Below are 25,195 nucleotides of genomic sequence, written 5' to 3'. Positions count from 1 at the left end.
AATCTATTTTGTCTGACTTTCTGTGAGGCATGTATTTCTTCAACATATGTGTAATGAAAGTGGGGAATAATATGAAACAAAAGGATCTATTCAGAAATGGTCATGCGTTTTTAGTTTTGCCAGTGATCATGATCTCGATTTTGGTTTTTATACCAATGGTGTTAGCACTGATCACCTCTTTTCAAAGTGGACCTCCTGTAAATATGACGTTCAACGGATTAGGAAATTATCAACGAATGTTAGGAGATTCGACTTTTCGTAAAGCATTTTTCAATACCTTTTTATACTTATTAGTACAGGTTCCTGTCATGTTGTTTTTGGCATTGTTTATTTCAAATCTATTGAATGATAAAAAATTGAAGTTCAAAGGATTGTTCAGAACAGCGATTTTCTTGCCATGTATTACCTCAATGGTCAGCTATTCTTTGATCATGAAAAGTTTATTTTCCCAATCAGGTTTAGTCAATAACCTTTTGGTTGGAATTGGCTTGATCGATAACCCGATCGGTTGGTTGACTCATCCATTTTGGGCAAAAGTTTTGATCATTATTTCCATCACATGGCGTTGGACAGGGTATAATATGATTTTCTTTTTATCTGGTATGCAAAACATCGATCCAGAAATATATGAAGCTGCTGATATTGATGGCGCATCAAGGTGGCAACAGTTCATTAAAATCACGATACCTAACTTGAAACCAATCATTTTGTTTACGTCGATCACTTCAACGATCGGTACCTTGCAATTATTTGATGAGGTACAAAATATCACTGGTGGTGGGCCAGCTAATGCAACGACGACATTGTCACAATATATCTATAATTTGAGTTATAAATTCACTCCGAATTTTGGTTATGCCGCAGCTGTTTCTTTCGTTATCGTACTATTTATCGTCTTGCTATCAGTGATTCAAACTAAAATAGGGAGTGAGAGCAAATGAGAGAAATGACAAGTAGTGAACCCCGATCAATTACGAAAAAGCAAGTGAGTATTGGACAGTTACTCTTGAGCATTTTTAAATATACCTCTTTAGTCATCGTTTCCTTTATTTCAATTTTCCCGTTTGTTTGGATGATTTTAGGGATGACGAATACCGCAGTGGATATTAGTTCAGGTAAACTGATGATTGGTGAGAATTTAGTGATCAATTTCCAAAATCTCTTTTCGAATGACTTGAATTTTTCACGCTCTTTACTTAATTCTGCAATGATCGCTGTGGTTACAACGATTTTTGCTTTATTGATCTCCTCCATGGCAGGTTATGGTTTTGAGATCTATAAGAGTAAAAGAAAAGAAGTCGTCTTTAATATTTTGTTATTATCGATGATGGTACCTTTTGCGGCATTGATGATCCCGCTGTATCGGATGTTTTCTCAATTGAATGGTACGATATTAGGAATCAATAGTTTTCTAGTTGTCATCTTACCTTCAGTAAGTACCGCCTTTTTGATTTTCTTTTTCCGTCAAAACGCGAAGTCCTTTCCTAAGGACCTTGTAGAGGCGGCACGTTTAGACGGTCTTAAAGAATTAAGTATTTTCTTTCGTGTCTATTTACCAACAGCTAAAAATACGTATGCCGCTGCGGCGATCATCACGTTTATGAGTAGTTGGAACAATTACCTCTGGCCTTTAGTGGCGTTACAATCTCCAGATAAACGAACAGTTCCATTAGTATTATCAGCCATGGGGGCATCCTATACACCAGACTATGGCATGATCATGAGTGGACTGGTGATTGCGACCTTACCAACTGCACTTGTGTTTTTCGTTTTACAAAAACAATTTGTTCAAGGGATGATTGGTTCTGTCAAATAGACAGAATTAAGCCTGAAATCTCATGTTCAGAAACTATCTTCTGAATAATCAAAAATGAGCAAAAAGGACCCCTTTAGACTTTCGATTTATGGATAACTTTCGTTATAAAATAAACTTCTTAAAAATAAGCGATAAAAGTCAGAAATAGTTTATCTATTTTTGGCTTTTATCGCTTATAGCAAGTAGTTGAGACTTTTTTTAAAAAAACAAAAAATAATGTTCGTTGATTTTTTTTGATGCTTTAGCTAGTTTGTTACTGTTTTTTTTAAAAGTTTTTACATAAAAATGGTATCGCTTACGGTTTTTCCTCGTAAACTTACTTTTAATCAGGTAAACTAGAAGTAAAGGAGGAGGATACATGAGGAAAAATTTTAAAGAAGTAATCATTGCAATCATGCCTATGACGGTATTGATCGTTATCCTGACCTTTGTATTTGCACCATTAGATGTTGAAACCATGGGAAGATTCATCTTAGGAGCAATCATGATGATGGTTGGTATGAGTCTCTTTTTATTTGGTGCTGATTATTCGATGATGGAAGTTGGTGATTTGGTCGGTAAATATATGATCAAAAAGAAAAGTCTACCAATCATCATTAGTTTGGGTTTTCTGATTGGCATCGTGATCACGATTGCCGAACCGTCGGTGCAAGTATTGGGTCAACAAGTATTTGATATTTCGGATGGAGAGATTGGCCGAGTCTTATTGATCGGTATAGTCAGTGTGGGAACCGGCGTATTTTTAGCTTTTGCACTACTACGAGTCGTATTTAAACTATCTTATTATCGATTGATGGTGATCGGTTATCTTGCGGTACTTATCGCTTCCTTCTTTACAAGTAATGAATTTATGCCGATTGCTTTTGATGCAGGTGGAGTCACAACTGGCCCAGTGACTGTTCCGTTTATTCTAGCCTTGGCTGGTGGAATGACAAGTATGATCCGCCAAGGGAAAAATGAAAACGATAGCTTTGGAATGGTTGGTATTGCCTCACTTGGTCCTATCTTGGCTGTCATGATCCTGGGGGTGATCTTCCAATGAATTTTTTGGTCACTTTTTTTGCAGGTATTGGACAAGTTGGATATGAAGTCATCCTTGCGGTGGCACCGATCGTGGTCCTATTTGTACTAATGAACTTTCTTTCATTCAAATTGAGGAGAAAACGTTTTTTTGATATCATGAAAGGTTTTTTGATCACAACTATCGGATTAGTTTTATTTTTACATGGTGTAAATGTTGCTTATGTACCAGTGGGGCAACACCTGGGAAGTGCAATTGCTTCTTTAGCGAATAATCAGATCCTGATTCCTTTAGGGTTTGTTATGGGATTTTTAGTAGGTTTTGCAGAGCCAGCTATCCATGTGATGGTCAAACAAGTCGAAGAACTAAGTGAAGGTCGGATTCATGCAAAAGTAATGTTAGCAGTGATCTCGATTGGGATCGGTCTAGCAGTCGGTCTATCCATGTGGCGCTTATTAGCTGGTTTTTCTCTTTATTATTTCTTGGTTCCTGGATATGGCTTAGCTTTTGTCTTGGGTGCAAAAGTCGACAAGATTTTTCTATCGATGGCTTTTGATAACGGCGGTGTCGCCACAGGACCGATGTGTTCTACCTTTATTTTATCTATGAGTGTGGCAATCGCCACACAGATCGACGGTCGAGATCCAATTATTGATGGATTTGGCGTGGTGGCAATGATCGCATTGACACCAATACTATCAACATTAGTCTTAGGGTTCATTTATAAACAAAAAGACAAAAAAGATCAGAAAAACAAAGAAAAATTACAACAAATGGAGGAACAACAATGAATGATTTAGTCGCACTAAATCTCGAGATGATCGTCACGATCGTGGATGGTGGCATTGGGGAAGATGTGATCGATTACTCAAAGAAGGCTGGCGCATCAGGGGGGACGATTTTACATGGACGTGGTTCTGGCGTCCATGACACAGGAAAATTCTTAGGATTGGATATCTCACCGGAAAAGGATATCGTTCTGACATTAGTACCAGATAGTTTGACAAACGAAGTGATGGATGCGATAGGAAAAGGCATCAAGATCGATGTTCCGGGTAATGGTATTTGTTTTAGTATTGATATCGATAAAGTAATTGGTATTACGAAAATCCATCAATATCGCGAAGTTGTTGAAATGAAAGATTTATTAGAAGATAATTGAAACTCATCCAAATGCAAGTGGCTAAATTCGGAATAGCACTTACCTTGAAATATACCAAAATTTGATCATCTTGTTTTGACAATAAGTCGAAAAAAACAAAATAGACCTTGTGCTATTTTAAGTTTTTTACGGCTTTTTCTTTTACCAAAAATGCTTGTCTATATTGCTGGATGAGCATTTTTTAGGTTATAACTTAAAATTATAAATAAAGAAACTTCTGATTAGATAAACTTTTTTTCGATTTTTAATTGGAAAAAGGTGAGGTAGACTTCTTGTATTTACTTATAATTAGCCTTGAGACCGATTAAATATAGGATCGGTGGATGTATGTGCTACTAAAGTAGTTAAGTTGATCAAGAGAAATCGCTCGGGTACTAAAACAATTGTAACAGTTTAAGTAATGGCTCTAAAGTGTGTGTGTTATTTTTTGTGTAATGTAGAAAAAATAAAAATAAATTTAAGGAGTGAAGATAGTGACTAAAGACAGTTATTCCGAAGAGATTGGTAAATTGTACAATACACGTCACGAGGATTTTAAACAGTTAAATGATCAAATGTGGCCGAATTATAGTACAAATCAAATGGGAAATACGCTTACGCCAAAAGGTCTAAGAAGTTTAACAGGTTACCTTTATATTTGCAATATCTTAGGTAACTTTCAAATAGTAGGGGAAGTCCCACTGACACGTCAGCAAGTGGGAAAGAAACAGTCAGCTGCTTTTAAAGAAGATACTCATTTAAAGGTTCGCCAAAAAGAAAAGAAATTCACGATGTATAGCCCCTCATCAAGTTCAAGTGTAGACCTCAAACGTTTCAGCTATCCAGACTTTCATAAAACAGTCAATCCCCTCATTGAGCAACTATCCTCAACTAATCCAATGATTTATCTAACGGCTAAAGCACATCAATGGAATCTCAACATGCAGCAGCTTGCCCAGCTATTCTCAAAACGCGCCAATTATACGATGAATAGAGAACTTTCTAATCAAAAGCAACCTGGCTCCCAGAAATCTTTCAATCATACTCAAAACCAGTTTAGCAAAATCCGCCAAGCAGCTGTTCTGAGAGCACAGCAATCAAATGAACAGCAAACCCTAACTCTCTCCCGAAATCACTTTGAGCAACGTACAGAAGAAACCGATTCCTCCTATTTTATAGCAAAAAATTCGGCTGAGAAATTAAAAAATGTATTTGAAGCCAATGTTAACTATCAGTTTAGATCAACTAACATCATTCCTTCAGGCAGTACCAGCAAGATAGTTTCGATCAATGAGGATTCGTTGATAGCAGCTTTTTGGAAAGATATGACCGATCAATTCACTATTTTTTTTAGCATTCCTGAAAATGCAACCTTCACGGAAAAAATGAAAGATTTAAACGGTATTTCAGTGCTCGATCTTTTTCTGGGGATGATGAATCGAGTATTTTACAGGAACGATGAGCAACAAATTCTATCAGATGATCAAGCCAAGAATGCAGAGTCAGTATCTGCATCACTCGTTGATTTCTTACCGGAATCTTTTCAAGGACTGTTTTTTTCAAAAAAAAGTTCGATCACACAGGTTAGAGAGGAAGGGATCTTCTCACAGCTTTGGAGTTTAACAAATAAACTATCAGATACTTTGGATGATTATATTGATAAATGGGATGTTCTGAAAGTAAAGGGAGTTGAAGCAGCTCCATGGTTTGATATTAGCCCATTGAATCCACGGTCTGATCATCGATTGGAATCTTCGTTGAAATCCTATGAGACTTTGCAAATGGAAACCTCTAATATTGTTTTTTTAGCTACTAAAAGATACATTCAAGTTAACTTGCCTGAGTACGAGTTGGGTGAAAAACAACTACCATTTTGGTTTAATTACGCTCTTTTTCAAGAACGGAATGAAACGGAAAAAATCAATACAGCGGTCAAAAAATATCTACGAGAGGAGGGTTCTGGCTGGTGGCTGGAAGACGATACCTCAATGCGTTATGTATTCACAAATCTACAAAAATTGGAAAATAGCGAAGTAGTTGAAAAAGTGATTGCTAGAAGAACACAGATTGCACATATCATTTTTGATACTTGTGGCCTCTCAACACACGGACTGACTGATGAGCGAGCAAATGCTATTTTCCTTCAATGGCGAAATAATAATATATTTAAAAATGTTCAATTTAAAATAATAAAAAAGATTATATGGACACCTTCAAATGTTCTGAGTAATGAAGAAAAAAACAAGCCTGTGAGTGAGACTACACCTGCCACAATTTCCTCTAAGAAAACAGACTTAGAGCGAATTGATGAACTTGTGACAGATCTCATGAATAATCGTAACCTTCTTGTAAACGACGGAGAGTTATTACCGATTTTTTATTACCAATATGATCTTTTTGAGCATAGGGAAAAAACTAGTAAGGTGAATCAACAACTAAAGAAACTCCTTGAAAAAAGTGGTATTACTCCCTCTTCTGACAGTGGATTGGAACTGGTAAAGGCAATCGAAAAGTATAGCCAAGAAGATTGGGGCTCAAAGAAGTCATATAAATCAAGAAAAATACAGTATCTTGCTTATGTTATTTTGAAAGCTTATGGAGTGGGACAAAGCAGATTAGGAGATTCCCTATCAGCCAATCAGTTATTCGGAATTTTCATGCAGTGGAAAGCCAATACCTTACTTGAGAAAAATGAGTATAAGAAAATAGATCAGCAAACGATTTATTATAAGTTATCTCCATGGGAAGATTCTTTATTAGCCCGTAATCAAGAACAAAAAAGTGAAAGTAATCAAATCTATGATGATTTCATCAATGAGCGCTATGACTTGATATCTCATGAACATCCATTGATTCCCTTTGTCTATTATCCACCACTTTTTGAAGTAAGGGATAACATAGTAAAAGCAGTTTATGATTTGAAAAAGATATTAGATGAAAAGGGAATCCCAACTCAGGGAGCGTCCCTGGCGGATGTATCAAAAGCGGTAGATCATTGGATTATTGCTGGAGAGACCTATAAAACAATAATTAAACGAGTAAAAAAAATAGCAAAAATCATTGTAAAAACGTATAAACTCGAGGAAAAAGATTTATCGATCGATAAAGCTGTTGCCATCTATCTTCAATGGGGGAATAATAATGCGTATTATGGGTATACAATTGAAAAAGACAAAAGAAACTATGCCTATGAGTGGAACAAAGGAAATAAAAGGGAAGAATTAGATAAGAAAATCATCACTTTTTTACGTGAGAATGAGATTGATTCCTCAAAACCAACGATTAGTGAACCATTGGCTTTTTCTTTACCCAATTCTACTATTGAACAATATGAGCTTATATGCAAAAATATGACCAATTTTTTATCAGAAAGAGGTTTTGCTAACGATCTAAGTAATAAAAATATCTTGGTGGAAAGTGCCGCTAAATGGGCATTAGTAGAAGGGTTAGAGATTGATACGATCGATTGGGGGAAATTGAAAGAATTAGTTCGGGTAATTCTAGGGGATGAAAAAGAGAGGGTGATCTCTAACGAAGAAGCCCAACAAATATTTGTCCAGTGGATGAAAGATACAATAGAAATGGATACTCCATCTTTGGAAGTGAAACCTAAAGATAATACTTTAGAGCAAAAACAATCTCAGTCTATGAGTAAAGCGATAGTTTCAAAATGGCAATCTGAAAATATCAAGAATCAAATTGAACTTTTTTTTCGACAGAAAGGATTGCTATCTGAACGACCCACGAAAGAAGACATTTTACTTGCAGTCGGAAAATGGTTTACGCAAGAAGGTGTTGGGACGGTGCTAATGCCAGAGAAAGTTCAGGCAGTTGCGAAAGTAATCCTTAATGAGTTGGATCTTTATGGAGGGAAGTCAGACGAGAAGATTTCAAATAAGGACGCTGAAGCAACAGTCATGAAGTGGGTATTTGAAACAGTTCTGGAAAAATCGGTGGAAACCTACATTGTCCAAAATATTATTTCCGCTCCTGATCCGGCAACGTTTACTATCGGCCGTCTAAGAAAGTTATTTGAGGTACACGAGCTAATTGAAGCTGGTCTGATCGAGCAACGACCTAAGAAGGAAGAACAAGAGACGATAACGAAACTATGGATCCTATTGACAAAAAAAATGCTCCCAAATTATTTCCTAGAAACAAGTCAGTTAGCTGATGAGCTTTTGATTTCTGACTATGAATCTTTGATGCAATTGATTGGTTCAAAATTTTTAGAAGATACAGGCTATCATTCGAATTTCAATAAAAATGAAACGAATACTTTAGGAATGTTTTTGTTTGATATTGCCACTCATCAAGGTATAGATAATTTAAATGAATTGAATTATTTTTTTGTGCCAGCCTTACTAGCTACAGCACAACTAGAGCCAGAGCGGTTAAATAAGGCGATGGAGTTAGGGATTCATAAAGAATTTGCATTAAGTAGTTTTATGAGTTATTACCAAAAAGGCTATTTCAATTATATGGAAAATCAAGAAGATGTTGAGCATCTGTATCAAGAGTATGAAGAGGCTTTTATAAACTGGCGTCGTAAAAAAGGCTTAGTAAATGAAGTGTTAGCAGAGTGTGAACGACTCGGGATAAGAGTGAGTTTATTTGGAGATCAAGTGTATCTTGATGGTGGAAACCCATGCCCCGGGCCATGGATCCCAAGAGATATAGAAAAATGGTACACCGAATTAACGAAAGAAGTAGCAGACAAGCACCGTGCATTAAATAAGAAGTTGATGGAGTATGCATTTCATTCACTCAATATAGAAGATTTCAATTTTATTATTTCTCCAAAGACACATATTTATGAAGCATTTACTCAATTGAAAAATGAAGTGCGCTATTATGCGCCTTCCGCACCAGGATCAATTCCTCCAGTATTTTTTGGGAATCGAGAAACTTGGCTGGATACAACTCTTAATTTAGAAAAGACGAATATTTTGGTAGCTGTCAACGAAAAAGAAGAACGGGTGTATGCCTTGAAAAACCTAGATAAAGAGGGAGGGTATGCCATCTATCGTGTAGATAAGGATCCTATGCTCTATCTTAAATATGGCTTGTTTGATAAAAAAAATGTCTGGGGAGGAGGATATTCGAAAGTCGGGGAAAAGATTCGAATCGGCAAAAAGGACTACACTTTTTCTAGTCAAGTTGATCGAATGAATGCACTCACTTCTAAAGGGGATTTGAGAACAGTTATTGACAGGATTGCTCAGAAACATCGGGACCAGTTGTATCGCCAATTATATGATTCAGGAAATGATAAAACAGTTGCTAGTGCTGCCTGGGATGGTGTCAAGCATTTTATTCCATTTTATGATTGCATTGTTGGGATCAATAATCGAGATACGAAAGGAGCAGCTATTTCTTGCACAATCGACGTGGTGCTTTTACTACCTGTTTTGGGACAGGTCACTTCCCTTAATCTGAAATTCGGTTTATCCGTGGCAAAAGCAGCAATAGTGGGTGGTGCAGAAGGAATTGTTAAAAATAGTGTGCGGGCCCTTCCCAATATCGCCGAGATAGAGTCTCTAGTAATAGGTGCGATCCGTTATATTGATCCGGGAGTTGAGCTGGTAAAAGGGAGTAGTCAGTTAGTCCTCCAGAAGCTGATCAATATGAAAACACGCGCATTTATTCGAAAAGATATCAAACCACTACTGGTAAAGCTAAATAAAATAAAAAAACCGTCAGAACCATTATCGAAAGAGCTTATTTCCGCTCAGCTGAAAAAAAATGGTCCCAAGGTTTTCGTCAAACGGGTGAAAGCCCAACTATACATGCGAGTAACCAATTTGAAAACTAGAGATGTTTTTGGAGAATTCTATACGTTGCGAGGAGGACAATTAAGAGTGTTTGAAGGACAAGCCTCCTTTACCTCTGACCAACTTGATTTGATCAATCGTCTATCCAGTAAAGTGGATATCGATCAACAGTTTGTCGAGGAAAAGAATCTAAACGTCAAGTTTTATGGTGACGGAATGATTTTAACAGGAAAAAAAGAAGGAGAGCAAAGTAGCCGCTACATTGTAATGAAAAATAAAATTACGCCTATAAGAGTAACGGTCATCAAGGAGCAAGGCGTGCGTTATGATATCTGTGAAGGAGAACGGGTTTTTCCGGTGAACTACAACGGCATTGAATGGTATTTCGAACCAGCCACTTCGCGAACGCTCTCCGAAGAAGTATTACAAAAAGTAGGTAAAAATATCGATAAATTTCAATCATTGAAAGAGCCAAATACGCTTTCACCACCAGATGATTTGGGCTTGATGAGTTCAGAGACAGGTAGAACCTATATCAAGATTAATGAACGTTATGTACCATTAGTTTTATTCCATAAAGAGAAACAGCGCTATCATTTAGTTAAAAACGATATTCTTGAACCGATGACAGTCTTACGCTTAGATTTAGCAAATGATCAGTTCCGATTTGAAACAGAACTAGAAAAACGTGCCCTCAAATTTCAATCTTATGCACAACCCGCAGGTGGGGAAGACGATGTCTCAGATGACCAAATTCCTAGCACTTCAAAAGGCGCCGATTCACTTTTTGATCATCTAGCGTCATCTTCATCACAAGTATTCGTTGATAATCGGTATCCACCATATTTCCAGCTTCCAGATACACTACCTTATGCGAAGGAGTGGAATAAACTTCGCCAAGCAATACAACTTCCTGATGGGACAGATATAGTGGAGGATCCAAAAGTGATAGTACCAGTTTTATCGGAGTTTGTCCCAGAATTACCGCCTTATGTAATCAGTGATGAAGCTAAATTAAGAGAGAAAATTACTTCAGCAATTAAAGAGTATTTCCCCGAAGGTTCAAATCCGAATTATCGTGTATTTTCTGGTATCGATATCACTAAGGCACCAGAATCACTTAAACCATTTCTAAAACAATTTACTGCAGAGTTTAAAAATGCGCACGAAAATTTCCAGAAATTTATAGATAAGGAGAAGGAACTATCAAAAGAAAAGGCTCTTGCACCTACGACTGCGGGAGCTTACTTAATCGAAATGTTTAGACTAAGTGATGCGGAAAATCAAGAACAAATTTTAAAAGAAATTATGAAGCGCTTGTTATCAGTTGCAAAAAAAAGTACGCAGCTTCTTGAACAAACGGAGGATTTTAATTTTAAAAATATTTGGCTTGTTTCTACTGATTTATTGCGTGATGAGGTGACAAAAAATTACTACTCACAAATTAAAGGACGCATGGGTGCACATGCGTTTGTTATGCGGTTTGACCCTGAATGTCGAATTATTTTCATGCTTGATGGTTTTCATGTAAATCCAGCTACTAGACCAGGGATTCAAGCACAGCCAAGTTCCAAGGATACTCTTATGCACGAAGTGACCCATATTGTCGCGTCATCGGACGATTTGATAAGTTGTCCAAGTAGTCCGATAGGTTTCAGGAGTAGTGGAGAAGATCTTCGAAAGAGATACGAAGTAAATTTTCTGAAGCTAATTCATGGCGAAGGGTTTGATTCTTTTGTGGAGAATGTAAGTGAGATGTTAAATTTGCCGACTGTCACAAAACAAGCTGTCTTCAATGCTGTACTGACTGACAAGATGTTAAAAGCAAACCTTCAAATAACCGATGCTGAGATGCTGATGACTTGTATTCGTGATATTGGATTAGGACGAAACTTTTTTGAGCGAGCACCCGTAAAAAGAAGTCTAGCTGACCAACTAGGAAACGGCGACCTATTGTTTGCTCTTGCTGTGATTGAAGTAGTTAATGTGGAGAATTTAGTAACCGAGCATCAATTAGAAACTACCTTAGAAAACGCGGAAATAACGACAGAAATCAACGTCTCACAGCATACACAGGCCCCTTCGGGAAATAGAAGTTTTTCAACAATCAAAAATATAGGTAAAGCAAATAGTAATGATACGAATACAAGGCTTATTAACGAGCAAAAAATCAGAAGGCGCACCGAATTGAATCTATAAGTTGTCAGACACCTTTAGATTCAGATACTAGGTAACGGTTATCGAATCGCCCATAACATCAAATACATGAATAAAAAAACTAATATAGCCATAAAAAAGTTTTTTATATGCGCATAAAATTCAAAGAATAAGATTTTATGAAATCTCCTGCATATTTGCACACAAACAGTTGAAAATATGCTATTTTGTAATAGAAAAAAGGGGGAGAAGAATGAATTTTTTAGTTGTTTTAAAAGATACGATTCTCAAACGGTCGACATTCATCTATACGCAAATCGATGAACAAAAAACAGTCTTGCATTTTTCGCCGGAGTTTCATTTAGAAGGGTTGACGATTGGTGAAATTTACGAACAAGGTGGCATTCAAGCTGCCAAGCATTTTTTTATTCAAGAACTTCAACTGCCAATGAATGACTATCTTGAAGTATCATTAAAAGAGTGGGACAAAGCAATCTCAGAACTTTTCCCTCAAGGAATCAACGTAGAGTCAGGTACCACTGAAGTACATCTATCGGTGAAAGATCTACAACGTCAGATGCGTTACCAGATCGATGAAGAAGGCTCTCTTTCAATCTTTCAGCGGCAGCAAAAGATATTAAAAAGTTTTTTAAAACAAATCAGCCGAAAAAGAAATTTGTTTAAAACAACGCAGTTATTAAAAAAATATCCAGAATTATTACACACATCGATCCAGTTTCCACAATTGCTCTCGTTGATCCGTCGTTTTGTTCGCTTGAAGGAAATCCAATCTAAGAAGTTGACATTACCTTTACAAGATACCTTTCGAGTGGTAAAACGTGAAGATGAAAAAAAACTGATCGTGATCGATTTTATGCGGAACCGTCATGTGTTACAACAAATGACGATGGAAAAGGCCAACTAAGGCTTTTTCTTTTTGAATAAAAGAGAAATGGAGAAAAAAATGGGACCTATTTGGATACAACGTATAATGAAAGCTCAACAAAAATATCAACAAGTTATGAAAGGGAGATATGCGCGTCTTGATCCATTGAATCGTTTATTGTTAGTTTTAGGATTATTTTTCTTTGTCGTTAGATATTGGTTGCCTTTCAGTTTAGGCTATCTACTCTTCTTCTTTTTTATCGCTTTGACCATCGCTCGATTTAGTTCAAAGAAAATCTATGTTCGTTCAAACGAAAATCAAGCGTATTTACAAAAAACAGTGGCGATCAAAAGCTGGTTTACAAAAATAAAAAATAAACTGAAACGTCAACCTGAACAACAAGCTAGCGCTACCTACACGATTTTTTCATGTCCAACTTGTCAACTCAAGCAAAGAGCGCCGAAAGGCAAGGGTGAGATTCGAGTGACTTGTAAAAAGTGCGGCACGCAATTTACAAGAAAGGTATAAGAAAAAATACTAGTCAAATGTCTAGTGAAATGAGTAAAAAGGAGTAAAAGAATGATTAAAAATTACATTTGGGATTTTGATGGGACATTGTTCGATACGTATCCGGCGATGGTTGAAGGAGTATCTCAAGCATTACAAGATTTTGGTATCGAACGCCCAAAAAAGGAAATCTATCGTGTGATGAAGCAAGAATCGGTGAGAAAACTACGAGAAAGCTATCAATTAGAAGAAGTCTCCTTCAATCATTTGTTTCATCAATATGAAGAACAATATCAGGAACTCTCAGTACCGTTCAAAGAGACTGAAATGGTTTTACGCCGTTTAAAACAGAATGGAGCAAAACATTATATTTTAACACATCGTGTAACGGCTTCTACTTGGAAACTTTTAAAAGTCTTTGAGCTAGCAGATTTGATCGAAGAAGTGATTGGTATCGACCAAGGCTTTGCCAGAAAACCAGCACCTGATGCCATCAATCACTTGATCGATCAGTATCACTTAGACCCAGAAAAAACGATGATGGTAGGGGACCGAAGATTAGATATTGAAGCGGGGATCAATGCAAAGATCCACACTTGCCTATATGATATCGATCATTTCTTAGGTGAGATTCCTGCCGATCATATTGTGGCGAATCTAGCGGATATTTTAGCAATCGAAAAGAATGCAGAATAAGTATCCCCTTTCAACTTTAGTTATGCTATAATTTAAACAGAGGAGTGATAAAATGGAAATTAGAAGACAAAAAGAAGTAGTAGAAGCTTTTCATTATGATTTTTTAAAACCTGATCAAGAGGTACAAACTGACTTAAAAGTAGGTTTTTCACCACTAAAAGAGACAATTGAAAACTATCCGAAAGAACATAGCATCGTTGGTGCCCGTTTAGAATTTCGTTTAGTATTTGATACATATGTGTTATCTGGAAGCGTTAGTCAAATCAACCACATCTTGAATCGCAAAGTCCAAGATCAAAACGATGTGACGCAAGAAGAGGTCGATGAATTAGTGGCACCACTTTTTGAGATGGTCAAACGTCTGGCCTATGAAGTAACAGAGATCGCCTTGGATGCGCCAGGTGTGAAATTGAACTTCCAATCAGAAAAAGAAGAAAAAGCCAAAGAAGAAAATTAAGAAAAAAACACCAGTGATAGTTATTAGCTATCACTGGTGTTTTTTTCTATTACTAATTGTAAGCAAAAGTAAGGAAAAATTTCGGAAAATAGTCTAGAATGAATAAGTCACTGAAAAAAATATTTTCAGGAGAAGAGCTGAAGAGTTCTTCTCGGGAACCTTTACTTCCTTAGATGGACTTGTCATTACAAATTAAGAGGAGGATGAAAATGACAACACTCATCACAGTTTTAGTGGTTCTAGTTTTTGCGGCATTATTATATGTGTTTTATCGTATGCAAAAGCGCCATGCAAAATTTTCAACGCGGGTTTACACTGCGCTAGCTGCCGGTATCGTATTCGGGGGCGCATTGCAACTAATTTTTGGAGTAGAAAACGAGGTTATTACGCAATCCATGGATTGGATCAGTATCGTTGGGAACGGCTACGTTAGTTTCTTACAAATGTTGATCATGCCTTTAGTCTTTGTTTCAATCGTTGCGGCTTTTACAAAAATGAAAGTATCAGAAAAATTAGGTAAAATCAGTGCAACGGTGCTGACCACTTTATTAGCAACAACGGCTATTTCCGCATTGATTGGGATCGGTGTGACGATCGCATTTGGTCTTCAAGGTGCTGAATTTACGCAAGGAGCAGCCGAAACTGCTCGTATTTCTGAGTTAGCGACACGACAAGAAACAGTGGAAGGATTAAGTATTCCACAACAAATCTTGTCATTTATTCCTAAAAATATTTTTGCAGACCTTGCCGGAACTCGTGCAACAAGTACGATTGCTGTCGTGATCTTTGCGGCATTTGTTGGGGTTGCTTACTTAGGAATCAAACGAAAAGCACCAAAAGAAGCATCATTCTTTGCAGATATGATCGATAGCTTGTACCGTATCGTGATGCGTATCGTGACGTTAGTCTTGCGTTTGACACCTTATGGCGTGTTCGCATTGATGACAAACGTGATGGCAACAAGTGATTTTGATGCCATTTTGAACTTAGGTAAATTTGTGTTAGCGTCTTATCTTGCATTGTTTGCAGTGATGATCGTTCATTTCTTGATTTTGATCGGTGTGAAAGTCAGCCCAATCGACTACTTGAAAAAAACATTTCCAGTACTAAGTTTTGCATTTACTTCACGTTCAAGTGCGGGTGCTTTGCCATTGAATATTGAAACACAAACAAAAGCACTTGGTGTAGATGAAGCCACAGCAAACTTTGCTGCCAGCTTTGGTTTATCGATCGGTCAAAATGGCTGTGCGGGTGTTTACCCAGCCATGCTAGCGACAATCGTTGCACCAGCAGCTGGAATGGATGTCTTTAGCATTCAATTCATCTTGCTACTAGTAGCCATCGTAACAATCAGCTCATTCGGAGTAGCTGGTGTCGGTGGTGGGGCAACCTTTGCCTCATTGATCGTATTAGGTTCAATGAACTTACCAGTAGCAATCGTTGGTTTAGTTATCTCCGTCGAACCATTGATCGACATGGCTCGTACAGCTGTCAACGTAAGTGGTAGTATGGTAGCAGGTATTGTTACAAGTGCACGTATCAATGATCTTGATCGAGATGTGATCAAAGATGAAGCAAAAGTCGTTGACGTGAATGCGTGATCGAAAAAACGAAAAGTGAGAGCAGATTGCTCTCGCTTTTTTTATACTAAAATATATTCCGAAAAGTGTAAACGTGAAATAATTGATTCAAAAATCTATAAAAAAATAAGGTAACAAGACCTATCTAATACAATTCTCATCCAACGAAAGGTTATGTATTGTTATAATGAATATATAAGCATTCTATACAGCCTATATAAATCGAGGAGGAGATCAATGGTCACATTCAGCAGTAATTCTCAACAAGCCCAACAGTCCACTTCAAGAATCACCAGTGCAACCAGCCCTTTAAACCAAGCATCATCGCTTCAAAATGACACACGCACCACGCTAATTGGCAATCAAGACATTCAAAGTAGCATAACGTCCGCCAAAAACTCAGCCAATCAAATTGCCTCAGCTATCTCAGGCGCTGCTAATCAATTGCAAACTGCTGCTCAAGGATTTTCTACACTAGACACTCAGTTAAGTCGAGATCTTTTTAAGGAGAGACGCTAATGAATCAATGGACAAATCTTGATACCGAGGAAACGTTGCTGCAAGCAAAAAGAGAAGAACAGGAAAAGAAAATGAAACAACTTGATGCCTGCCGTTCAGATTACCAGAATCACTTTAAAGAAATCGGAAACTTCTTATTTCGATTACAATTGTCTTACCAGAAATCGAATACCTTTACGTCCATCGAAACATTCACCTCGGAGTTTTCACATCAAAGTAGGCGATTGATGAATGGCTTTGATGAATGCCAACATCACGAAATGATCCAACAACAAAAAATCACGCAAAAGCTTGATGAGATTAGCTTTGAGAAAAGAAAAATTTTGTTGGAGGATCAAAACACATGAGTATCGATATGTATCTTTCGGATTCCTTAGCCCAAGCCACGAGCGCCAGTCACTTCTGCCAAAAACAAGTCACTGATTACCAAAATCTCCAACAAGCCATCACTCAATTCACTTTACAAACGCCCAATCTCCAAGGGAAAACCTACGACGCTGCGAAAGCCTATTTTTCTCAAATACTTTACCCACTCGTCCAAGGAGGAATTTTACTCTCCGAAGCGGTCGAAAAAGCAGCGAAACGATTTCCACAGGAATACATAAATCAAGTTGATTCTATCAGCTTGAAACAATCCGAATTAGAAGCGCAAATTCGTCAAATGAATCAATATATCACCCAAGCTGAAGGGATACGGCAACTGCTTCTTTCACCTTATATGCCAGAAGAACATCAAAGCTTTCAACTCAATCAGAATACGTTGTTACTCACGATGTATCATGACTTGAAACACAAGCTGGAAGAAAAACTCCAAAAACTCTTAGCTTACAACCAAAGCTCCGCGCAATTTTTTACAGAAATCAAAAGTCTCGAACAAGCAGTCAATCAAGGCCTTGCTCAAACGAAAACTGCTTGGAATAGTCAAACGAAGACATTCTCTATGCCGAAAGATTTGTCCTGGACAACTACGATCCAAGACAAATGGCAAAAAGCAGACAACGAGAAAAAAGGTATTGATCCAACTAAAAACAAAGAACTAGAAAAGTACAACGTTTATGCTCTTATTATTCACGATAGCGAGGGCAACCCACGTGTCTTTTGGAAAATCGAAGACAAGCAATCAGGCTATGGCATCGTGAACCCCGAGCTGTATCAATATGTCACGAAAGTAGGCCATTACTTAGACCCTGAATTGATCCAATTCATGACGTATGACACCTACCAAGAGAAAGTCAATGCAGCATGGCGTCAAGGTGTCAATTACGAAACCGGCGAAAAACTAGACCCACTCTTAGGCAGTATTGTCTCTACCTCGCAATATGTCAAAGACGGCTACACATGGATCAATGAATCTGAACTTGGTCAAGCCCTGATGATATTAGGCTTTACTTATGCGTCTTACAAAGTATTGACGACTACTGGTGTGAAACAGGTGGAGAATGGTAAGATTGAGGAGGTAGGTGGGGCGATATCAGATGTTAAAATAAAAAGACCTCTTAGTAAAAATAATCAATCACATATAAATAAACATAATATTAATTCTCTCAAGAAACAATCCCAGTTTTTAACTGAAAATCAATTAACTGAAAAGTTAGATGGAACTAGCTTTTTCAATTCTAATTGGACTAGTGAAGATATAAAAAAATATACAGAAATTGCTTATAATGATTTATTGTCACAAGGAAAGAAGGGAGATACTTTTCTATATAAGATAAATGGAGAGGAAATCAATATTTATATCCAACCTGATGGAGGATTTGGAACGTCTTATGGGAAGTATCGGTATACTTTAGAGGAATTTAGAAATCTTAAGAAATAGGGTGAGAAAATGCTTGAAATAAAATTTAAAGTATTTGAAAACATTGATTCAGACAATCTTATCGGAGAATATGGCTATTTTAGTTTCACAATTGATAATGAACACTATGGGATTATCCTGGAAGAAGAACTAGATGATTTTACTGTATCTCTATATGATTGGTTTATAAGTTTTTTAAGGGCCTTAGAGATTTTAAAAACAGAAAACTATGTTTTGATTAATGATATTGAATCTTTTAATACGTGGATAGAAATTTATAGAGATAAAGAAATCCTATCTATTAGTAAGGTTTCAGGTACTAAAGTGGGTCAAGGAGGGTGGATTCGCACAGAGAAACTTTCAAATCCGGATTATCAATTCTGGAAAGATAAAAAAATGCTATTTTCTGACTTCAGAACAGAAGTATTAGAGAAATCAGAGTATTATTTATCAGAAATAATTAAACTAAATTCTTTGCGAAATAAAAACATTCGTAATTTTAAAAAATTAGTAGAAAAATTAAAATTATAAACTTTAGAAAATAGTAAGTAAGGTATTTCAAGAACAAAAAATCATCACATCACTAGTTTGTGGATGATTTTTTGTTCTTGATACTTTAAGTTGTACATCGAAAATACAACACGTGAATGAATCTTAACGATGATTTTTAGGCTATACGTACATATTCAACTCCTGCTCCATAGTCTATGAGGAGAAATCATAAAATGAAAAAAAACAATTTAGATAGAAAAACTAGTTTAATGGGGTGAAAAATGATAAAACTAAATATAAATTTTGAGAATGAAATAATTAACGGACAAGTAACGTATGATGATAAGGATGGAAACTTAGATTTTAATCCCAAATTAAACTCAGATATTTTATTACTTATAAATTATATAAATATAGGATTTGACTCTACTAAAAATTCTGCTAATCAAGTTTGGGGATACACACCAAAAGAAAGTTGGAATAAAAAAGATTTGATTTTACCGTTAAGGGTACAGAAAGGCAAAATCAAACTAGAAGAGGCTTTGAAACCAGGTTCATGGAGGCCAGATAAGGAAGAATCGTGGCTTACTTACTATGATTCAAAACGAAATTGGTTATGCTTTGGAGATTTTATGCTTAATAACAGTGATAAATGTGTAGAGTTTCTTGAGAATGTCATCGCTGTGGTAGATAAAATGATCAGTGCCTAAAATCGTTATGGATTAAACCATATTTTAAATAAAAGTCGAAGAACAGCAACAAACAAAAAATTCCTATTAGAAATACAATATAGCATCATAGAAGATTGAGCTAATTAAGATTTATATTTATGGTGTGCCAATAAGTAGGAATTATCTAATGATGATTTGAAAATGTATCAATCGGCTCTTCTGATATTTTAAACTGGGGAAGAAAAAGTTATGAAATAAATTAGCTGATACAACACCATTTAATTATATAACTACTGTAAGAGAAAGCTTTTTACAAGGTCGAAACGGAGGTGTTTAAATTGAGTCGGTTTAGGATGGCGTTGGCGTATTAGTAGTAAATATTTAAGGTGGGAGATACGTGAATTTATTCGAAAAAAAAACTTATGAATCAACAATAGAATTAAAAGAGAGCTTAGGAAAAAAATCTTTCTTACTCGGTGAAGATATAGCAGAAAGCAACCAATTTATAAAAATTAGTCATAGTTTAATTGAAGTAGGATTTATATACGATGATTTGGGATTAGAACCTCAGATGTACATATCAACTAATTCAAATAAAGTATTTTTAGGAATAAATAGTCTTTCTGTATGTATAGATTCTGCAAATCTGTCGGTGTCTTTTGAAGAAAACTTACCTTCTCTATTGTATGAAATAATGATAGATCCGAACGCTAAATACATTGTGTTTATTTGTGAGCTGGATATACTCGTTTACAAAAGCAGCGGATCATTATTATGGCATATTGGATTCAGAAATATTGTTAAAGATTATTACTTAAAGAGGAATGACTCGATCGTTATTGAGTGTGAAGATGGTGATATAACAATTTTTTCTTTAGAGTCAGGGAAAATAAAATGAATAGATCAAATCGTTACCCATTTTGTCTTATCTTTTCAGTAGTATGATAAGTATAAAATATAGAATTTGACTCTATTCAAAATCTAAAAGGAAGATTATAGTGAAAGAAAAACAACTAGCAAATATCTTACAGAAATAGATAAAGGTAACCTGCAAGATACAATAGATTTCGTAGTTTCTAATAATAGTAACGATAGTAAATTTAAAGATGTAATGTATGAAGAAGATGAATACGACAGAATATTTTTAGAAGGTAATCAATATTTATTAGCTAGTTCTGAAGGGGAAGTAACGATAATAGATATGATAAGTGAGGCTCATGGGGTTAGTACAAAAGATACCCGAGTAAAATTTATTGAAGAAAGTTTTATCAGGCTAATCACGAATAAAGAAGAAACACTTGACTGATAAAAAAATATAGGACGTATAGGTAACGCAAATTAGTGGATGTTTTTTCTGTAACGATCAATGAGCTGAAGATACATAAATAAATAAAAGCGAATAAAAAAGTATCGTGTACTACCCCTATTACATTGAATATGGCTACAAGGGCTATACTATAAAAAACTGATGTTTAAAAGTAAAGAAGTTGTAGATTTCAACCTAAGAATTTCTGCATTAATTAGATGGATCATTATTAATTGGAGTAAAGATGATGACAGAAAAATTTAAAATTTTAATCAATGAGCAAGAAATAGATGAGTTGATGGAAACTTTTTTTTGTGCAGCTAATAGAAATCTAAACAAGTTATTAAATTTATTATCTAATAAGGAAGGATGGGGAGAAGAGGTTTTTTTTTATCTTTTGAAAATGATTTAGATGACTACGATATGGCACAATTACCTAAGCCGCTAGATGATAAACATGTATTGATTGAGTTGGCTTCTCCAGCTGTAGAAGTAAATCAGATAGTGTATTTAGACTTTGACACTTTTTACAACTATTTAGATAAAAACGTAAGAAAAGAAACAAAAAAATCAGATGATAGTGAGTTAATCGGATTATTGAAAAGAGTTTAGAAATATAATTTATAGGTTTACTCAGAGCCATTAAGACGAGGACCTCAGAAACATAGATGACTTATTTATAAATATGGATGGATAGATCAATGGCAGAAAAAATAAAAGATATTTATCATATAAATGATGATTTTCCTATTGTGAGCAAGAAGTATGATATTTGGTTAAATAAATTATTGAATAAAACAGAAGATGAGGTAGATGAAAAGGATGTTTACACAATGTTTTCTCAGCATGAGGTTGAGGAGTTAGCAATAAAAAAAGCGTTAGAATTTATTATAAACGATCCATTGGCTGGTGAATTATGGGACGGACATTTTTTAGAACAGTTAGCAAATGTGTCGATCGAGAAATTGAAAAAATATACAAAAGAACTAAAAGAATTACCTTCACACATAGATCAAAATATAGATAATCATCTGTGGGATTTTGCTTTTGAAAGAGACGAATTTATGGAGAAATATGAACAATTAAAAAAAATAATTTCTAACTTGTAAACTTTAGAAAGAGTGAAAAGATAATTTGAGCCAAAATCAATCGTTAATCAACAGAAAACATTCTTCGTACGAAATAAATGTCTTTACCGTGCAATCCGGCGATATATGGATCAACGAAACTAAATATTCCCTATTACGCATCGCATCAAATATTGCTGACTAGAGGCTTAAAACAGGTGAAGAATAGTACGATGCAATAACTGAAGAAAGCAGTGAATATCACTACAGAACAATTAAATAAAGGTCAATGGAAGGAATGGATTCTATGATTGACAATAGGTTTTATGAAGGTTTTGAAGGAGAATCGGAGCTTTCTTTTGTATCTGCTAATAATAAACTTATCATTTGGAACGGCTATTTTGAAACTATTTTAGATCATTTATTAGATTGTAATGTCGAAAAAAAGGGGATGGTGAAAGAATATTTTCATCATGAGGGATGGTATGATGATTCACCGTGGTTGATCAATGATAAGTCGCTTACTATTGATCAATTAAGGTGTTTCGATATCAGCAAGATCAATCAAAATTCAATAAAAAATATATTGGAAGAAGTAGTACAAGCAATTGTTTAATTTTTAGAAAATAATTATTTGAGTACAATCTATATCAACTATGAGTAATAATTTTGGAGGTAAATGATGAATATTGAATTATTACAAAATAAAATTGATAATACTGAATACTGGGATATGTCAATATTGGATATTCAAACTCAGTATTATGGTGATGAGGTATACATTTTTATAGAAAATAATGAAGAAAGTTGTTGGAAAATCTGTTTTTTATCTTGTTATAAAGTCAGTTATGAGACCGATTCAAATTGGCGAACAATCGATAATGTAAAAGAAATGCGAGGGGGGCAACTTGGATATGAAGGACAAGATATTTCCTTGAAAAAATATGAAGGGAATGAGAACTTTGTAGAATGTTCTCTTGATCTATCGATGATGACAATGAATATCGTTTGTAAAGAGATTCAGGTGGAAAAATTAAACATGGAAGAAAATCGATTCTTTTGGCAAGAAAAATCAAGTTGAAATAAATGTTTTGGTTTCTGACGAAAGTTAGAGAATCGAGAAGTAACGAATCAACCGATTTACCAACAAGAGCAATCCACGTAACTATTTAAACTAGGAGCATGCGCATGTATAAACTACTTTCCATAGAAGCATCAGTAGCTACACGGAATTTAGAGTTGGAAAATTTAGATACAGCTACAATTGATTTATGTTTTGATGATTCTGCTGTTACTAGTTTTAAAAATTTTGATTTTATGCAAATAAATGAAGTATATGATTGTAAAATTTTTCTTTTTGGTGGACAAGATGATAGTGGTGAAAAATTTCAATATATTAATGATGTTTCAATCGGCAGAACAGTTTTATCAGAAGTTGCAAACGAAAAAGGGGATGTGTACTATATCAATAAAATTTCTGCAAGTGAGTCCTTTAGTAAACAAAAAAAGTTAAGTTACAAATATACTCGAAAAGATCTTATCCAAGTGAAGACTATTATTCATGCAGCTTTCGAATAATGCTATATTAAAACATTTTTGACTGATTACTATCATATAGCATAGACTTGACTAGTAAAAGATAAGTTTACTTATAAAATGAAGGACATAAATCACTTTTCTCATCCGTACCTCTCCAACATAGATTTTCAGTACCAGCTATGCTAAACTAGCTAGGACGAAAAAAGTGGAGGAATGAATAGATGTTTACAAATGAAATGAAAATCATGTTATACGTAGATGATGTTGAAAAAAATGCAGATTTCTGGCAGCAGATCGGTTTTGTTGTGTTGGATCGTCAAGAAATGGATGGTACATTGATTATTGAGATTGCCCAATCAAAAGATGCGGGTACTGCGTTTGTTTTATATGATCGTGAATTTATCGAACAGCATTCACCAGGCACAGCTAGTGGGGCACCTTCTTTGATGTTTTATAGTGCGGACATTTTTGGTTTATACAAAAAGATGCAACAATTAGAAGTGACATTAGGTGATTTAGTCCATTTAGGTGAAGAATATGTATTCAACTTTGCAGATCCTGATGGGAATTACTTTGCTGTGACAGGAAAATAACTTACTTAGTAAGAATGAAGCAAGAACTCCGACTGAAATTTTAGTCGGTTTTTTTGTGTCTATGAATACATAAAATTACAATATTTATATTATGTAAACTATACTTGCGCAAAAATGCACAAGCAGAAAAATCGTCATTTCAGTTAGACTTCTTTATACTATTATGGAATGAATTGTAGGAAGGAAGTAACTAAATGGATTACCAAGTACTATTATATTATAAATATACAACGATCACTGATCCTGAACTTTTTGCGAAGGAGCATCTTGCTTTTTGTAAATCTTTGAATTTGAAAGGTCGTATCCTTGTCGCAGAAGAAGGAATCAACGGCACGGTTTCTGGAACGATCGCAGAAACTGAGGCATACATGGAAGCGATGTTGGCAGATGAACGATTTGCTGACACATTTTTCAAAATTGATCCTAGCGAGGGTCATGCGTTCAAAAAAATGTTTGTTCGTGCGCGTCCTGAACTAGTTTCACTAAAACTAGAAGATGACATTGATCCAAAAGAAATGACGGGCGCTTATTTATCGCCTAAAGAGTTTAAAGAAGCGATTCTTGATGAAGATACGGTTGTGATCGATGCACGAAATGACTATGAATATGATCTTGGGCATTTTAGAGGAGCGGTTCGCCCTGATATCCGTAGCTTTAGAGAACTACCACAATGGATTCGTGACCATAAAGAAGAGTTTATGGAAAAACGGGTCGTTACTTACTGTACAGGTGGCATCCGCTGTGAGAAATTCTCAGGGTGGTTAGTGAGAGAAGGATTTAAAGACGTCGGTCAATTGCATGGTGGTATTGCGACATATGGCAAAGATCCAGAAGTCCAAGGGGAACTATGGGATGGCAAAATGTATGTTTTTGATGAGCGTATCGCTGTCGACATCAATCATGTAGATAAGCAGATCGTAGGGAAAGACTGGTTTGATGGTACTCCTTGCGAACGTTATATCAACTGTGCAAATCCAGAGTGTAATCGTCAAATGTTAGCATCAGTGGAAAACGAAGAAAAACATTTAGGATCATGTTCAGTAGCATGTGCCAAACATCCGCATAATCGCTATGTCAAAGAAAGAAATCTAACAACAGAAGAAATCGATGCACATTTAGCAGCATTTGTATAATTTTTCTAACAATAAAAGCAGACGTAGCTAGTGTTTATAAAA

Annotated in this window: 25 protein-coding genes and 1 pseudogene; all 26 read left to right on the top strand. The window is 35.6% G+C overall.

Features of this window, described 5'->3' with window-relative positions:
* The first annotated feature begins 71 nt into the window (after positions 1 to 71).
* The gene (locus tag IGJ00_RS08885; protein WP_071866301.1) at positions 72 to 941 is read left to right on the top strand and encodes a carbohydrate ABC transporter permease; all 870 of its coding nucleotides are present in this window, start codon (positions 72 to 74) and stop codon (positions 939 to 941) included.
* Positions 942 to 1,009: 68 nt separating this feature from the next.
* Positions 1,010 to 1,816, top strand: a pseudogene (locus tag IGJ00_RS08880) (carbohydrate ABC transporter permease); the annotation flags it as partial.
* A 358-nt stretch (positions 1,817 to 2,174) separates the two neighbouring features.
* Positions 2,175 to 2,858 carry a DUF1538 domain-containing protein gene (locus IGJ00_RS08875; RefSeq protein ID WP_071866303.1) on the top strand — a complete coding sequence of 228 codons (684 nt, stop codon included), beginning with the start codon at positions 2,175 to 2,177 and terminating at the stop codon, positions 2,856 to 2,858.
* The gene (locus IGJ00_RS08870) at positions 2,855 to 3,628 is read left to right on the top strand and encodes a DUF1538 domain-containing protein (RefSeq protein WP_260697561.1); all 774 of its coding nucleotides are present in this window, start codon (positions 2,855 to 2,857) and stop codon (positions 3,626 to 3,628) included. Before IGJ00_RS08875 ends, IGJ00_RS08870 begins: the two co-directional genes overlap by 4 nt.
* Positions 3,625 to 3,999: a P-II family nitrogen regulator gene (locus IGJ00_RS08865; RefSeq protein WP_019723997.1), complete on the top strand. Its 375-nt coding sequence runs from the start codon at positions 3,625 to 3,627 to the stop codon at positions 3,997 to 3,999. Before IGJ00_RS08870 ends, IGJ00_RS08865 begins: the two co-directional genes overlap by 4 nt.
* A gap of 473 nt (positions 4,000 to 4,472) precedes the next feature.
* Positions 4,473 to 11,951, top strand: coding sequence for a QWxxN domain (locus tag IGJ00_RS08860; RefSeq protein ID WP_438844335.1), 7,479 nt, complete (start codon positions 4,473 to 4,475; stop codon positions 11,949 to 11,951).
* 211 nt (positions 11,952 to 12,162) lie between these two features.
* On the top strand, positions 12,163 to 12,834 hold the full coding sequence (locus IGJ00_RS08855) for a hypothetical protein (RefSeq protein WP_438713145.1): 672 nt from the start codon (positions 12,163 to 12,165) through the stop codon (positions 12,832 to 12,834).
* A 66-nt stretch (positions 12,835 to 12,900) separates the two neighbouring features.
* Positions 12,901 to 13,323 (top strand): hypothetical protein, encoded by a 423-nt coding sequence (locus IGJ00_RS08850; protein ID WP_233433775.1) that lies wholly within the window; start codon positions 12,901 to 12,903, stop codon positions 13,321 to 13,323.
* 54 nt (positions 13,324 to 13,377) lie between these two features.
* Positions 13,378 to 13,998, top strand: a complete 621-nt coding sequence (locus IGJ00_RS08845) for an HAD-IA family hydrolase (protein WP_177187653.1) — start codon at positions 13,378 to 13,380, stop codon at positions 13,996 to 13,998.
* 52 nt (positions 13,999 to 14,050) lie between these two features.
* Positions 14,051 to 14,455, top strand: coding sequence for a DUF1149 family protein (locus IGJ00_RS08840; protein ID WP_019724590.1), 405 nt, complete (start codon positions 14,051 to 14,053; stop codon positions 14,453 to 14,455).
* Positions 14,456 to 14,664: 209 nt separating this feature from the next.
* Positions 14,665 to 16,056 carry an L-cystine transporter gene (locus tag IGJ00_RS08835; RefSeq protein WP_019724480.1) on the top strand — a complete coding sequence of 464 codons (1,392 nt, stop codon included), beginning with the start codon at positions 14,665 to 14,667 and terminating at the stop codon, positions 16,054 to 16,056.
* A 216-nt stretch (positions 16,057 to 16,272) separates the two neighbouring features.
* Complete coding sequence (locus IGJ00_RS08830; protein ID WP_438844334.1) at positions 16,273 to 16,554, top strand: TIGR04197 family type VII secretion effector; 282 nt, start codon at positions 16,273 to 16,275, stop codon at positions 16,552 to 16,554.
* On the top strand, positions 16,554 to 16,901 hold the full coding sequence (locus tag IGJ00_RS08825) for a DUF3958 family protein (protein WP_438745082.1): 348 nt from the start codon (positions 16,554 to 16,556) through the stop codon (positions 16,899 to 16,901). Before IGJ00_RS08830 ends, IGJ00_RS08825 begins: the two co-directional genes overlap by 1 nt.
* Positions 16,898 to 18,373: a transposase gene (locus IGJ00_RS08820; protein WP_438745080.1), complete on the top strand. Its 1,476-nt coding sequence runs from the start codon at positions 16,898 to 16,900 to the stop codon at positions 18,371 to 18,373. Before IGJ00_RS08825 ends, IGJ00_RS08820 begins: the two co-directional genes overlap by 4 nt.
* A gap of 9 nt (positions 18,374 to 18,382) precedes the next feature.
* Complete coding sequence (locus tag IGJ00_RS08815) at positions 18,383 to 18,883, top strand: hypothetical protein (RefSeq protein WP_074799265.1); 501 nt, start codon at positions 18,383 to 18,385, stop codon at positions 18,881 to 18,883.
* 242 nt (positions 18,884 to 19,125) lie between these two features.
* The gene (locus IGJ00_RS08810; RefSeq protein ID WP_438745078.1) at positions 19,126 to 19,554 is read left to right on the top strand and encodes a hypothetical protein; all 429 of its coding nucleotides are present in this window, start codon (positions 19,126 to 19,128) and stop codon (positions 19,552 to 19,554) included.
* Positions 19,555 to 19,912: 358 nt separating this feature from the next.
* A complete protein-coding gene (locus tag IGJ00_RS08805; RefSeq protein WP_438745076.1) occupies positions 19,913 to 20,413 on the top strand; it encodes a hypothetical protein in 501 nt (166 codons plus the stop codon).
* Between the two features lie 213 nt (positions 20,414 to 20,626).
* Positions 20,627 to 20,821, top strand: coding sequence for a hypothetical protein (locus IGJ00_RS08800; protein WP_438745074.1), 195 nt, complete (start codon positions 20,627 to 20,629; stop codon positions 20,819 to 20,821).
* 247 nt (positions 20,822 to 21,068) lie between these two features.
* The gene (locus tag IGJ00_RS08795; protein WP_438745072.1) at positions 21,069 to 21,233 is read left to right on the top strand and encodes a hypothetical protein; all 165 of its coding nucleotides are present in this window, start codon (positions 21,069 to 21,071) and stop codon (positions 21,231 to 21,233) included.
* 11 nt (positions 21,234 to 21,244) lie between these two features.
* Positions 21,245 to 21,433 carry a hypothetical protein gene (locus IGJ00_RS08790; protein WP_438745070.1) on the top strand — a complete coding sequence of 63 codons (189 nt, stop codon included), beginning with the start codon at positions 21,245 to 21,247 and terminating at the stop codon, positions 21,431 to 21,433.
* An 89-nt stretch (positions 21,434 to 21,522) separates the two neighbouring features.
* Entirely contained in the window at positions 21,523 to 21,930 is a 408-nt protein-coding gene (locus IGJ00_RS08785) for a contact-dependent growth inhibition system immunity protein (protein ID WP_065095964.1), read from the top strand.
* A 265-nt stretch (positions 21,931 to 22,195) separates the two neighbouring features.
* Positions 22,196 to 22,504: a hypothetical protein gene (locus tag IGJ00_RS08780; RefSeq protein ID WP_438745068.1), complete on the top strand. Its 309-nt coding sequence runs from the start codon at positions 22,196 to 22,198 to the stop codon at positions 22,502 to 22,504.
* A 66-nt stretch (positions 22,505 to 22,570) separates the two neighbouring features.
* Positions 22,571 to 22,969: a hypothetical protein gene (locus tag IGJ00_RS08775; RefSeq protein WP_233433774.1), complete on the top strand. Its 399-nt coding sequence runs from the start codon at positions 22,571 to 22,573 to the stop codon at positions 22,967 to 22,969.
* Positions 22,970 to 23,076: 107 nt separating this feature from the next.
* Entirely contained in the window at positions 23,077 to 23,466 is a 390-nt protein-coding gene (locus IGJ00_RS08770; RefSeq protein WP_071867661.1) for a hypothetical protein, read from the top strand.
* Between the two features lie 182 nt (positions 23,467 to 23,648).
* A complete protein-coding gene (locus IGJ00_RS08765) occupies positions 23,649 to 24,020 on the top strand; it encodes a VOC family protein (RefSeq protein ID WP_019724568.1) in 372 nt (123 codons plus the stop codon).
* A gap of 194 nt (positions 24,021 to 24,214) precedes the next feature.
* Positions 24,215 to 25,153: an oxygen-dependent tRNA uridine(34) hydroxylase TrhO gene (gene trhO, locus IGJ00_RS08760; protein ID WP_071867662.1), complete on the top strand. Its 939-nt coding sequence runs from the start codon at positions 24,215 to 24,217 to the stop codon at positions 25,151 to 25,153.
* The last annotated feature ends 42 nt before the right edge of the window (positions 25,154 to 25,195 follow it).

This window comes from Enterococcus sp. AZ062 (genome assembly GCF_051715065.1).
Lineage (GTDB): Bacteria > Bacillota > Bacilli > Lactobacillales > Enterococcaceae > Enterococcus_B > Enterococcus_B mundtii.
This window is presented reverse-complemented; position numbering and strand designations above follow the sequence as displayed.

What these genes read in the sequence shown, in the direction of transcription:
- IGJ00_RS08885 (WP_071866301.1), top strand. Translation starts at nt 72, where the DNA reads ATGAAACAAAAGGATCTATTCAGAAATGGTCATGCGTTTTTAGTTTTG.
- IGJ00_RS08875 (WP_071866303.1), top strand. Translation starts at nt 2,175, where the DNA reads ATGAGGAAAAATTTTAAAGAAGTAATCATTGCAATCATGCCTATGACG.
- IGJ00_RS08870 (WP_260697561.1), top strand. Translation starts at nt 2,855, where the DNA reads ATGAATTTTTTGGTCACTTTTTTTGCAGGTATTGGACAAGTTGGATAT.
- IGJ00_RS08865 (WP_019723997.1), top strand. Translation starts at nt 3,625, where the DNA reads ATGAATGATTTAGTCGCACTAAATCTCGAGATGATCGTCACGATCGTG.
- IGJ00_RS08855 (WP_438713145.1), top strand. Translation starts at nt 12,163, where the DNA reads ATGAATTTTTTAGTTGTTTTAAAAGATACGATTCTCAAACGGTCGACA.
- IGJ00_RS08850 (WP_233433775.1), top strand. Translation starts at nt 12,901, where the DNA reads ATGAAAGCTCAACAAAAATATCAACAAGTTATGAAAGGGAGATATGCG.
- IGJ00_RS08840 (WP_019724590.1), top strand. Translation starts at nt 14,051, where the DNA reads ATGGAAATTAGAAGACAAAAAGAAGTAGTAGAAGCTTTTCATTATGAT.
- IGJ00_RS08835 (WP_019724480.1), top strand. Translation starts at nt 14,665, where the DNA reads ATGACAACACTCATCACAGTTTTAGTGGTTCTAGTTTTTGCGGCATTA.
- IGJ00_RS08830 (WP_438844334.1), top strand. Translation starts at nt 16,273, where the DNA reads ATGGTCACATTCAGCAGTAATTCTCAACAAGCCCAACAGTCCACTTCA.
- IGJ00_RS08825 (WP_438745082.1), top strand. Translation starts at nt 16,554, where the DNA reads ATGAATCAATGGACAAATCTTGATACCGAGGAAACGTTGCTGCAAGCA.
- IGJ00_RS08820 (WP_438745080.1), top strand. Translation starts at nt 16,898, where the DNA reads ATGAGTATCGATATGTATCTTTCGGATTCCTTAGCCCAAGCCACGAGC.
- IGJ00_RS08815 (WP_074799265.1), top strand. Translation starts at nt 18,383, where the DNA reads ATGCTTGAAATAAAATTTAAAGTATTTGAAAACATTGATTCAGACAAT.
- IGJ00_RS08810 (WP_438745078.1), top strand. Translation starts at nt 19,126, where the DNA reads ATGATAAAACTAAATATAAATTTTGAGAATGAAATAATTAACGGACAA.
- IGJ00_RS08800 (WP_438745074.1), top strand. Translation starts at nt 20,627, where the DNA reads ATGTATGAAGAAGATGAATACGACAGAATATTTTTAGAAGGTAATCAA.
- IGJ00_RS08795 (WP_438745072.1), top strand. Translation starts at nt 21,069, where the DNA reads ATGACAGAAAAATTTAAAATTTTAATCAATGAGCAAGAAATAGATGAG.
- IGJ00_RS08790 (WP_438745070.1), top strand. Translation starts at nt 21,245, where the DNA reads ATGGCACAATTACCTAAGCCGCTAGATGATAAACATGTATTGATTGAG.
- IGJ00_RS08785 (WP_065095964.1), top strand. Translation starts at nt 21,523, where the DNA reads ATGGCAGAAAAAATAAAAGATATTTATCATATAAATGATGATTTTCCT.
- IGJ00_RS08780 (WP_438745068.1), top strand. Translation starts at nt 22,196, where the DNA reads ATGATTGACAATAGGTTTTATGAAGGTTTTGAAGGAGAATCGGAGCTT.
- IGJ00_RS08775 (WP_233433774.1), top strand. Translation starts at nt 22,571, where the DNA reads ATGAATATTGAATTATTACAAAATAAAATTGATAATACTGAATACTGG.
- IGJ00_RS08770 (WP_071867661.1), top strand. Translation starts at nt 23,077, where the DNA reads ATGTATAAACTACTTTCCATAGAAGCATCAGTAGCTACACGGAATTTA.
- IGJ00_RS08765 (WP_019724568.1), top strand. Translation starts at nt 23,649, where the DNA reads ATGTTTACAAATGAAATGAAAATCATGTTATACGTAGATGATGTTGAA.
- trhO (WP_071867662.1), top strand. Translation starts at nt 24,215, where the DNA reads ATGGATTACCAAGTACTATTATATTATAAATATACAACGATCACTGAT.